This window comes from Photobacterium japonica (genome assembly GCF_050337005.1).
GTDB classification, from domain to species: Bacteria; Pseudomonadota; Gammaproteobacteria; order Enterobacterales; family Vibrionaceae; genus Photobacterium; species Photobacterium japonica.
In genome coordinates this window covers 44122-54431 of the sequence record NZ_JAKJSN010000041.1, presented here as the reverse complement: position 1 = coordinate 54431, position 10310 = coordinate 44122, and the positions used below count along the sequence as shown (strand labels likewise).

Below are 10310 nucleotides of genomic sequence, written 5' to 3'. Positions count from 1 at the left end.
GCGCTGAGTAATGATTACCTTAAGAAAGCGGGATTATTTTCACTGAAAGACGGATGGATAGCTGTTCAATATCCTAACCAAAAGATCTAAGTTAGGCGTTCTGAATGAACCGCCCTGTGCGGATCCGCATGCAGGGTGGTGTGGGGGCTGGAGGGTAAATACCTCCGGCTACCCGATTATGTGTATATTCAGAATACTCCAGTTGAAACACCTTGATACCAAGCTACTATATTTTGTGTCGTAAGTCGGTTGGACCAATCGACTTTTTTAAGCGAATTATAGCCAATCACAAAGTACACTTTCCCTGATTTATCAAAACAGGCTAGAGCATTCGTTTCGCTACTTTTAGCAAATGGAAAGAGTTCAATACTTGATTCTAGTTCTTCATTTACCAATTTATAAGCAATTTCAAACAATCCTTTTGATGATCCAATGAACCACCAACGGAGTTCTCCAATCTCTCCCGATACAGAGATGTATTCTCTATATTTATCTGGGTATGAAAAACCATGTTCTTCAGCACTGAAATATTCGTTATTTATCATAGTTACCACATTTACACATAACAACTTAATATATAGAACCCATCTACCTTACAATTCCACATATTGTCATGGGTGCATAATAGCATCGAAGTTAACTCATTGATATTGAAAGGTATCACTGGAGATGGGAAAAACAAAAGTAGAATCGTTCCATATATCACATTCTACATTTTCATCATCATTTCTATATCACAGTTTGATGTAATCGACGTGAAAGAGAGTGCGATACTCGCGTGTGGTGGTGAAGAGTAGGGGGGCGTTAAATGTGGCGGAGTGCTGGAGTCGCACACGGCTGGGCTCGCACGCGAGGAGGGATTTACAAAATCCCGACTTTCACGTATAGCCCAACGCATACGAAAAAGCCTCAGTCTTTCGACTGAGGCTTAAATGTGGCGGAGTGCTGGGGTCGCACACGACGAGGGATTTACAAAATCCCGTCTAACAAACACTGAATTCAACGCATACGAAAAAGGCCAGCATTTCTGCTGGCCTTTAGAAGGTGGCGGAGAGATAGGGATTTGAACCCTAGGTGGGCTATAAACCCACGCCGGTTTTCAAGACCGGTGCTTTAAACCACTCAGCCATCTCTCCATGCGGCGAATAATACGGGCTTCAACCTTGGCTGTAAACCCTCAACGTTCCCCAATGCTGCCGTTTGCTCATTAATGAGACAGGCTGATGGTTTACAGCACGAATACCGGCACAATCGACACCAACAGCAAGCCTGCCATGGCATAGTTGAACATGCGAAGGCGTGTTGGGTGCGTGAGTACCTGTTGCAGTTTTTGGCCAGCCAACGTCCAGATACCGGTAGAAGGCAGATTCACCAACGCAAACACCAAGGCGATGATCACGATGCCGTGCCAGTTACCTTCCGGGTTGTACAACGTGACGGTACTCAGCGCCATGCTCCAACCTTTCGGGTTGACCCACTGAAAACTGGCGGCCATCCAGAAGGTGAGTGGCCGATATTGATCGTCGCCGCGTTCTGTGGGGGCGCGACTGGTGGCAATGGCATAAGAAAGATACAGTAAGTACATAATGCTCACAGCTTGCAACACATTGTGCAGCCATGGGTAGGCGTGAAATATACCCACCAAACCGATGCCAATTAACGTTACCATGGCACTGAAGCCGACAGTCACGCCCAGCATGTGGGGGAGGGTTTTCATAAAGCCGACGTTTGCCCCAGAGGTCATCAACATAATGTTGTTGGGGCCAGGGGTGATGATGGTGACAAACGCAAAGGTGAACAGTGCAATGAGCTGTTGGTGTTCCATAGTGATACTTGCCTGTGACGTTGTTTAAGTGTGATGCCGAATAACGACAGTTTGTTGCGCGCCTCTAAGTATATTAGTGATTTATAGCGTCAATTTTCGCGCTATATTTGTGTAATAAAGACGAAGTTAGCAATGATGTGGTGTGATGGACAGGTTTGACGAAAGAATATTGCAAGTACTGAAAACCCACGGTCGACTGCCGAATGTGGATCTGGCGCAAGCGGTGGGGTTATCGCCCTCAGCAACCTTACGTCGGGTGCAAGAATTAGAGCGCAGCGGAGTGATAGAAGGGTATCGGGCGGTGTTGAACGCCCCGAAAATGGGGATTGGTTTTGTCGCGTATGTGACGGTGGGGCTGTCGAACCACAGTAAGCAATCGCAACGCAATTTTGAAACCCACATTGTTGAGGCCGATGAAGTGGTGGAATGCCACAATATTACGGGTACCAGTGAATATCTGTTGCGGGTCGAAACGCAGGATCTCATCGCGTATAAACGCTTTCATACCGATATTTTGGGGGAGATCCCCAAGGTGGATGCCATTACGACAATGGTCGTGATGGAAACCGCCAAGAATGAGCGGGGCTGATAAAGCCGCCCCAATTAAAAAGGCATCCCGAGGGATGCCTTCATGGTGTTCAATGGGGGATTAAACGTCTTCGTCGCCGAAGTCATCGCCACCGCCGAAGAAGCTGTCATCACCGCCGCCGAAGCCGCCGTCATCGCTACCGAAACCACCGTCACCGAAGCCGTTGTTCGCGAAGCTGTCATCGCTGCCGAAGCCACTGTCACCGAAACCGCCGCCGAAGCCGCTGTCACCGAAACCGGCATCGCCAAAGCCCGATGAACCGTCAGTGTAATCTGACGCGAAGCTGTTTGATGAGTCGTCCAGGAAGCCGCCGCCAGTGTCACCGGTGTCAGCCGCTGCCGTTGCGCTGTCGTCTGCTGGTGCAGTATCGGTTGCGGCGGTATCCGTCGCTGCATCTGCCGCAGGGGCTGCATCAGCTGCTGTGTCGGTTGCCGCAGTTGCGTCGGCTGCTGGCTCATCATGGTCGAACAGCATGTTGCTGATCATGTTACCCGCAACCATACCCACTGCAACGCTGGCTGCTGTTTGCATGAAGCTACCGAATGCGCTTGGCTGGTTGCTTGGCATTGGCGGCTGCGGCGCTGGGCGGCTGCCACCCATCATTTTGCTCAATGTGCTGCGGTTCGCTTCCGATTTTTGGAATTCCACACATTGCTCAAGGTATTCATTTTTCTGCTTTAGCTCTTTCAGTGCCATTTCTTGAACTAATACCGCTTGCGTCAGTTTGTAGACGGCATCGTTCTGCGCACCGATCTCTGTGTTGATCAGTTGTTCTGCGTCAGCGTCTTTCGCCTTGTTCGGGCTTTGCTTCAGTTTATTGGCGACGTTCTGAATGAGTTCTTTTTCTTGCGGAGTCATGGTTTACCTTCTTATTGGTCTAGCACGTTACCGTGTCCTTGTTGTTATGACTCTCATCCTAGCGCAGGGTTCCTATGTCAATCTGTAAATATCAGTAAGGAAGTGGATCGTTTGCTGATATTTTGCACAATAATAATGAAAAACCCGACGGTTGCCGGGTTTTTATACAGGGCGGTGCAGGTAGTGTTAGCGGGAATCCACGCAAAAATCGCTTATTGGCGAACGCCTTCTACGTGTAATTCCAGCTCAGCATAACTGGCGTCACCCATTACTGGTACGCCGAAGTCGGCCAATTCAATGCGCGTTGTGCCTGTAAAACCGGCACGGTAACCGCCCCACGGGTCTTTCCCTTCACCGACAAATTGGGCATCAATGGTTAAGGGTTTCGTTTGGCCGTGTAGGGTTAAGTTGCCTTCTATCAAAAATTCCCCGTTGCTTTTTGGGTCGATCTTGGTCGAGGTGAAGGTGGCGGTGCTGTATTTTTTGACATCCAAAAAGTCGTTACTGCGAATGTGTTTGTCACGCTCTGCGTGGTTGGAATCAAAACTGGTGGTATCGACGGTGACGTTGACGGTAGAGGCGGCGACATTGTTAGGATCGTAACTGAAGGTGCCCTCAAAGGTATTGAAGCGGCCTTTAATGAAGCTGTAGCCAAGGTGCGGCACTTTCATGTTGATTGAGGCGTGTGCGCCTTCGGTATCAATCACGTAGTCAGCCGCATGGCTGGTCACAGGCAGGGCGATGGCAGCCAACAGGCTGAGGGCAACAAGGGGCTTTTTCATATTACTTTACTCCCAACATTTTTTTTAACGTAGTGTCTTTATTGATGAAGTGGTGCTTGAGCGCCGCAAGGGCATGAAGGCTGACTAGGCTGATTAAGGTGACAGCCAGATAAAAGTGGATCTCTCCAGCGATATCGGCTTGTTGATCAAATAAGGCGCCAAGGGCCGGAACGGAAAACCAATCGAAGACCTCAATAGGGCGTCCATCGGCGGTAGAGATGAGGTAGCCCGAGATGAACAACCCAAACAGCAACAGGTAGATCGCCGTGTGCGCGATTGTTGCGGCGATCACTTCCCAGCGTGCGCCTTCAATCGCGGGGGGCTTTTTGATGTGTTTCCACACCAACCGAAACAGGGTGACGAGCGCTAAGAGGATACCGACAGATTTATGCCAGTGCGGCACCGGTTTGTACCATTGTGAATAGTAGTTGAGATCGACCATCCATAGCCCAACGGCAAACAATCCCATTACGGTAATGGCACTCAGCCAGTGAATGACGATAGAGAGGCCATCATACGTGGCCCTGTCTTGGGTGCTTAAATCCTTGTTCATGGTTTTGCCGTGTTTATATGTGAATGATTTTCATTCTAGTGGTTACGCAGCAAAACATAAGGAGGCTGAGTAGAACGACTTATTCAAATTTATTGAGCAAGTCGATAATGGATTGCGATCCCGTCGTGCAGGTGAGCTCAGCGAAGGATGTTGTTGTCGTGTCGCCAATCCATGATAGTCCACTCATTTAACTGGGCATGCAGGGCGAGCGTTGGGTCGGGGTTCACAGCAAAAGGCCGGTCTACCGCTTCTAGTAGCGGCAAATCGTTGATGGAATCGCTGTAGCCGTAGCTGCCTTGAAAATGGCCATTGTGTGCCTGTAACCACGCTTTCATTCTGATCACCTTTCCTTGTTGATAGCTCAATGTATGTGTGGTGTTGCCTGTGATTTTGCCGTTATCGAGTTGCAGATTAATGGCGAGGGCATCATCAGCCCCTAATAGTTGGGCGATGGGCTTCACGAGGTGCTCCCCAGTGGCGGAGATGACCAATACGGTATCGCCGCGCTGTTTGTGCCATTTTATGCGGGCAAGGGCATCGGCATAAACGGCCGGTTTTATGCGTTTTTCAATGAAATCGTCGACGATGTGGCTGATTTCATCCATGTGCATGCCAATCAGGGGCGCCAGTGTGGTCGCCATATAAGCATGCATATCCATGCGGCCTTTTTGGTAGGCCTGCATCCTGTTTTTTTCTTCCAGCAAAAGGCTTTCTTGCGCGAACCCTTGTTCGACTAAATACGCATTCCACAGGCTGGCGGAGTCTGCCGCGATCAGTGTTTCATCAAGATCAAACACGGCCAGATAAGGGGAAACGTTGGATACCGAATTTGTGTTGGTCAAACTGCATTCCTATGATGAGTAATGGGGGATTATTGCGTTATGGGTAGAGCAGCCTAAGCAATGAAAATGACAGTTCCTTTTCACCAAGATGATCGTTTTGCGGCAATGACGAACAGTGACGTGAACAAAGCAACCTGACGGGCGAGTAAGGACGAATAAGGGGGATGGGACAGAATGCGAATAGATGACACGAACAGAAGTGACCGACGCCAAGCCGACGCAGTGACCCCGATGTTATGGGGGCTTGCGGTGAATCATATCGTGTTAATGGTGGCGGCGCTGGGTTTTGAACAAGAATGGGTTGCTTCAGGCCTGCTAACTGAAAATACCCAAGTGGAATTTACCTATTGGTACGGAAGTGTCTTGTTTCCTATACAGTGGTTGGTTGAGTGTTTGGGCGTTTGTCGGTTAGGCTATGTCATCATCATTGCGGGTGAGACACGCCTTGAGGGGTATGCATGGCCAGTCTGTTTAGCCACTGGCGGTTTGGCTGGATGGTACGCATTGGTGTGATAATACGCCTTAGTGACCGTAAAGGTATGACCTTTATGCATAACAGAATGGGGCGAGACTGTGATGAAATATCGTGATGCGGAATAACGAAAGCAAGCAATAACAAGGACGAACAATGGCAGTGCAGGAACGCAGTGTGACACGCGAACGACAAGGCAGAGATGTGCAATGCCTCAGCGGGAAAAGCGGCAATGAGCCATCACGCAATATCACTACGATCATTTTTGATGCCGGTGGGGTGCTGATTTATATTCAGGAATACCGTAAATCGGTGATGCAGCGAGTGTTGCTATCACGGGGCTACGACAGTGACAGGGTGGATGATGCCCTGTCGCGGGTGGCGTTGTTTGATCGTGATTATTTTCAGCAGCATTCACTCGTTGATTGGCAAGATGAAAAGCGATGGCTACAGGCACGATGCCAGTTTGTCGCCGCCGATGTGGCAGGCCAAGATTCAGAGACACAAGTGATGACGCTGGCCGATCAACTCTTCATGTTGTCGTTTGACAGTGCGCAATACCAATTGTTTGATGACGCCGTCAGCAGCTTACAACGTTTAGCGCCCCATTTTTCGTTGAATGTGTTATCGAATGCGACGGCGTCATTGGATTGGTCGTTGGATCTATTGGGTATTCGGCCGTACTTTGATCAGGTGGTGATTTCAGCCTATGAGCGGTGTGAGAAACCGGCGCCGGAAATATATCTCACCACGTTAGCGCGTATCGGCAAAACGCCGCAAGAGTGTGTGTTCATTGATGATCGCATCGAAAATGTAGAAGCGGCAGAAGCGTTAGGGATCACCGGGTTCCACCTTGATCGTCAATTAGGCATGACGTTGACTGACATTGTGGATGCGATGATTGAGACTGCCCGGATAAGCGGATAAGCGGATAAGCGGATAAGTAGATAGAAAAAACGCCAAGCGATTCAGGCTGAATGGCTTGGCGTAATGCAGACAGGGCTGAACAATGGGCATTATTCAGCCTATGCCGCCATGCAAGTCGCTATTAAGCGACCAGTTGCATTTTAGCTTGGTGATCTAGGTACTCTTCGTACGTACCACGGAAGTTAACCAGCTTCTTGTCTTTAATGTCGATGATGTGCGTGGCAAGCGAGGTCACGAACTCACGGTCATGGCTGACAAAGATCAAGGTACCTTCGTACACTTTCAATGCATTGTTCAAGGCTTCGATGGCTTCAACATCCATGTGGTTAGTCGGTTCATCCATAATCAACACGTTGATGTCTTGCATCATCAGCTTGCCAAACAACAGACGGTTTTTCTCACCACCTGAACAGTTTTTGGCTTTCTTGTTCGCATCATCAGCGGTGAACAACAGGCGGCCAAGAATACCACGTACCATTAGGTCATCGTGCTTTACGGTACGCCATTGTGAGATCCAATCAAAAATGGTCAGGTCGTTATCGAAATCGGCTGTGCTGTCCTGTGGGCAGTAACCCACAGAGGCATTTTCAGACCACTTGATGGTGCCTTCGGTGTTAGCTAGTTCGTTCACCAAGCAACGCAGTAGGGTAGATTTACCCACACCGTTCTCACCGATCACAGCCAGTTTTGTACCTGCTTCAAGCAGCATATTACCGCCAGTGAATAGTGGGCCTTCATCAAACTCGTGTCCCAAGTTTTCAAATTCTAGCGCTTGGCGGTGCAGTTTTTTGCCTTCGCCAAAACGAATAGACGGGCTGATGCGGCTGGTTGATTTCACTTCATCAAGCTTGATCTTGTCCATTTTTTTAGCACGAGAGCTTGCTTGCTTCGCTTTTGATGCGTTAGCACCGAAACGGTTTACAAAGTCTTGCAGTTCGTTAATTTCAGCGGTTTTCTTCGCATTGCTGGCCAATAGCTGCTCACGGATCAAGCCAGATGCTTCTAGGAAGTAATCGTAGTTACCCGGGTAAATACGCAGTTCGCCGTAGTCGATGTCTGCCATGTGAGTACACACAGAGTTCAAGAAGTGACGGTCGTGCGAGATGATGATCATGGTGCACTTACGTTGCTTCAGCTCTTCTTCCAGCCAAGTGATGGTGTGGATGTCCAAGTTGTTGGTTGGTTCATCCAGCAGTAGCACTTCTGGGTTCGCAAACAGCGCCTGTGCCAATAGCACACGCAGTTTCCAGCCTGGCGCGACTTGTTGCATCAGGCCGTAATGGAATTCTTCTTCAATACCCGCTTGAAGCAAAATGTCACCGGCGCGGCTTTCTGCGCTGTAGCCATCAAGCTCGGCAAATTCACTTTCCAGTTCCGCCACGCGCATGCCTTCATCTTCACTCATTTCTGGTAGTGAATAAATGCGGTCACGTTCTTGCTTAATTTCCCATAGCTTTTTGTCGCCCATGATCACAACGTCAATCACGTTGTATTGTTCAAACGCGAACTGGTCCTGACTCAATACGCCCAGTTTGTACCCTGGAGTGATAGAGACGTTGCCAGAGCTTGGTGTCAGTGCACCACTCAAGATTTTCATGAACGTTGACTTACCGCAGCCATTTGCGCCAATCAACCCGTAACGGTTGCCGTTGCCAAATTTTGCTGAAATATTTTCAAAGAGAGGCTCTGCGCCAAATTGCATTGTAATGTTTGCGGTTGAAATCAAGAGGTATTCCTTGGTGGTTACTAGCAAGATAATTATTTATCCAGAACGGAAAAATATGCTGTGCGAATTGGGGGTAAATGATTAGGCGGCGTAGTATACAGACTGTGAGTGCGTGATGTCGAGGTTAAACAGGGGCGTGTAGGAGGAAAAAAGAATGAAAAAACGCTTATCGCCCTGATTGATAAGGGAGATAAGCGTGAATGCATAGTCTGTACACCCTGTTTTAGCGGCGCTTAATACTCGTTGCCGCGTTGAATATCCGGTTTAGTGACCTTAAGATGCGGGCGTACAGGCTTCGATTTCTTCCCATGGGGAGTAAGCGGTCAGCCCCGGCATTTGCAGCATGGTCCACCACTTGGCTTGCCATTGCTTGCCTTGGTAAGTGACGGTGTCACCTTCGCTGTACACGGTGTGTGTTTGCCATTCAGTCGTAGGGCACAGGGTGAGCGGTTCAGGATCTTGCATCCACTCGACGAGGTCCTGATGGCTGACAAAGCGCACTTGTGGCTTGCTCAGGGCATAGGTGACAAAACGCTTCAGTACATTCTGGCGTGAGGCCACGGTGGTTTCTGGCATACCAAAGTGTTCGCCTCCGTTCAGCAGGCCATAGAACGCGGAATGCAGCCCCAGTACCAGCGGTGCACGGTTACCGGCTAAGCGCAGATCAAGGTTATAGCTGTAAATGGCCACAACATCGTCTTCATTCAGGCCTGCGGCACCCCAATTAGGCGTGGTGTAGAGGTTCCAGTCAAAGTTATCACCTTTGCCAGAGACAGGATCGAAGTAGCCGATACGGCTGGCGATTTTGTCACGCAGTGAGTAGTCGATGCCGAATTTTTCCATTTCACTGTCTGGCGGCACAATCAAGGTATGCAGCGGAATTTCCCACAGCCCCGGGTAGTTATCGATCGCGGGTTTCCACCAACCTGAAACAGCAAGGTTATGCGACGGGCTGCCGTTATCTAACGTAAACGGCCAGTAGTTATTGGTGCCGTCTTGTTCCGGCACAATGCCAGCCGGGAAGCTAACATCGTATTGAATGCCATTATCCACAATGGCGTTTAAGGTGTTGTCGTTGTAGGTCATGAACGGGGCGCGGAAACCGGTGACTTCATCGACGCCAATGCCGCCTTCGTCTTCATCGCGGGTGAGGAAGTCCCCACATTTTTTCACTTCTTCTTGCCATTGTTCAGCGGTCATCCATGGCTGCAATGGGTTGTAGTTCACTTTGTCATCGGGGTGCGAATAGGTGTGGTTACCGATGTCGTAATCACGCTCTGCCAGTTCACGCCACAAGGCCTTGATTGCTTCATTGTCCATTGCGGGTTCACAGTGCATGAAGAAGCTCGCGCTCAGTGGCTCGCCCGCAAAGTCATCGTCACCGGCTGGGTTGTTGTGACTGGCAAGCAGATCCATGACCCATTTCAGGCCGTCGGCTTCTACGTTGTCATCAAAGCCCAGGCTAATAAACATGGGGCTAGATTGTACCGGGATCGGCGGCAGTGCCGATGGGCTCACATTGGCCTGAGGTTCAAAATCATCGGCGGTCGCGGTATGGGTCAGCGCGAGCATCGCCATCGCCAGTGCGGTTTTACGCACAGGAAAAGCAGGGTTTGTCACAATAAAATCCTTCTTAATGTGGTCGTTGTTTGGGCGAGTGTAGCAGCCTGAGGGGTATGATTGATGAGAAAGTCATGATTAGGCGTAACTCCTGAAAGCATGTTGTTGTTTGAATG

General features: G+C 49.5%; 11 protein-coding genes and 1 tRNA gene. 3 read left to right on the top strand and 9 right to left on the bottom strand.

The window, feature by feature from the left end; all coding sequences use genetic code 11:
* Positions 1–188 precede the first annotated feature (188 nt).
* The 3 genes from L4C36_RS16125 to L4C36_RS16115 all read right to left on the bottom strand — a co-directional run bounded on the left by L4C36_RS16125 (position 189) and on the right by L4C36_RS16115 (position 1825).
* Complete coding sequence (locus tag L4C36_RS16125) at positions 189–545, bottom strand: hypothetical protein (protein ID WP_428478827.1); 357 nt, start codon at positions 543–545, stop codon at positions 189–191.
* Between the two features lie 500 nt (positions 546–1045).
* Positions 1046–1136 (bottom strand) — tRNA-Ser (locus tag L4C36_RS16120).
* A 92-nt stretch (positions 1137–1228) separates the two neighbouring features.
* Positions 1229–1825 (bottom strand): LysE family translocator, encoded by a 597-nt coding sequence (locus tag L4C36_RS16115; protein WP_428478826.1) that lies wholly within the window; start codon positions 1823–1825, stop codon positions 1229–1231.
* 145 nt (positions 1826–1970) lie between these two features.
* On the opposite strand from L4C36_RS16115, the gene L4C36_RS16110 reads away from it, so the two are divergent.
* Positions 1971–2414 carry an Lrp/AsnC family transcriptional regulator gene (locus L4C36_RS16110; protein ID WP_428478825.1) on the top strand — a complete coding sequence of 148 codons (444 nt, stop codon included), beginning with the start codon at positions 1971–1973 and terminating at the stop codon, positions 2412–2414.
* 60 nt (positions 2415–2474) lie between these two features.
* Here L4C36_RS16110 and L4C36_RS16105 read toward each other — a convergent pair whose 3' ends face one another.
* The 4 genes from L4C36_RS16105 to L4C36_RS16090 form a co-directional block, all read right to left on the bottom strand.
* Positions 2475–3272, bottom strand: coding sequence for a DUF2076 domain-containing protein (locus L4C36_RS16105; RefSeq protein ID WP_428478824.1), 798 nt, complete (start codon positions 3270–3272; stop codon positions 2475–2477).
* A gap of 212 nt (positions 3273–3484) precedes the next feature.
* Positions 3485–4054 carry a YceI family protein gene (locus L4C36_RS16100; protein ID WP_428478823.1) on the bottom strand — a complete coding sequence of 190 codons (570 nt, stop codon included), beginning with the start codon at positions 4052–4054 and terminating at the stop codon, positions 3485–3487.
* Position 4055: 1 nt separating this feature from the next.
* The gene (locus L4C36_RS16095) at positions 4056–4607 is read right to left on the bottom strand and encodes a cytochrome b (protein ID WP_428478822.1); all 552 of its coding nucleotides are present in this window, start codon (positions 4605–4607) and stop codon (positions 4056–4058) included.
* A 137-nt stretch (positions 4608–4744) separates the two neighbouring features.
* Positions 4745–5449 (bottom strand): HAD family hydrolase, encoded by a 705-nt coding sequence (locus L4C36_RS16090; RefSeq protein WP_428478821.1) that lies wholly within the window; start codon positions 5447–5449, stop codon positions 4745–4747.
* Between the two features lie 174 nt (positions 5450–5623).
* Here L4C36_RS16090 and L4C36_RS16085 point away from each other — a divergent pair, with 174 nt between their 5' ends.
* On the top strand, positions 5624–5962 hold the full coding sequence (locus L4C36_RS16085; RefSeq protein WP_428478820.1) for a hypothetical protein: 339 nt from the start codon (positions 5624–5626) through the stop codon (positions 5960–5962).
* A 115-nt stretch (positions 5963–6077) separates the two neighbouring features.
* On the top strand, positions 6078–6848 hold the full coding sequence (locus L4C36_RS16080; protein WP_428478819.1) for an HAD family hydrolase: 771 nt from the start codon (positions 6078–6080) through the stop codon (positions 6846–6848).
* Positions 6849–6969: 121 nt separating this feature from the next.
* On the opposite strand, the gene L4C36_RS16075 is transcribed toward L4C36_RS16080, so the two are convergent.
* Positions 6970–8574: an ABC-F family ATPase gene (locus tag L4C36_RS16075; protein ID WP_428478818.1), complete on the bottom strand. Its 1605-nt coding sequence runs from the start codon at positions 8572–8574 to the stop codon at positions 6970–6972.
* A gap of 273 nt (positions 8575–8847) precedes the next feature.
* Entirely contained in the window at positions 8848–10146 is a 1299-nt protein-coding gene (locus L4C36_RS16070; protein ID WP_428478830.1) for a polysaccharide deacetylase family protein, read from the bottom strand.
* Positions 10147–10310 lie beyond the last annotated feature (164 nt).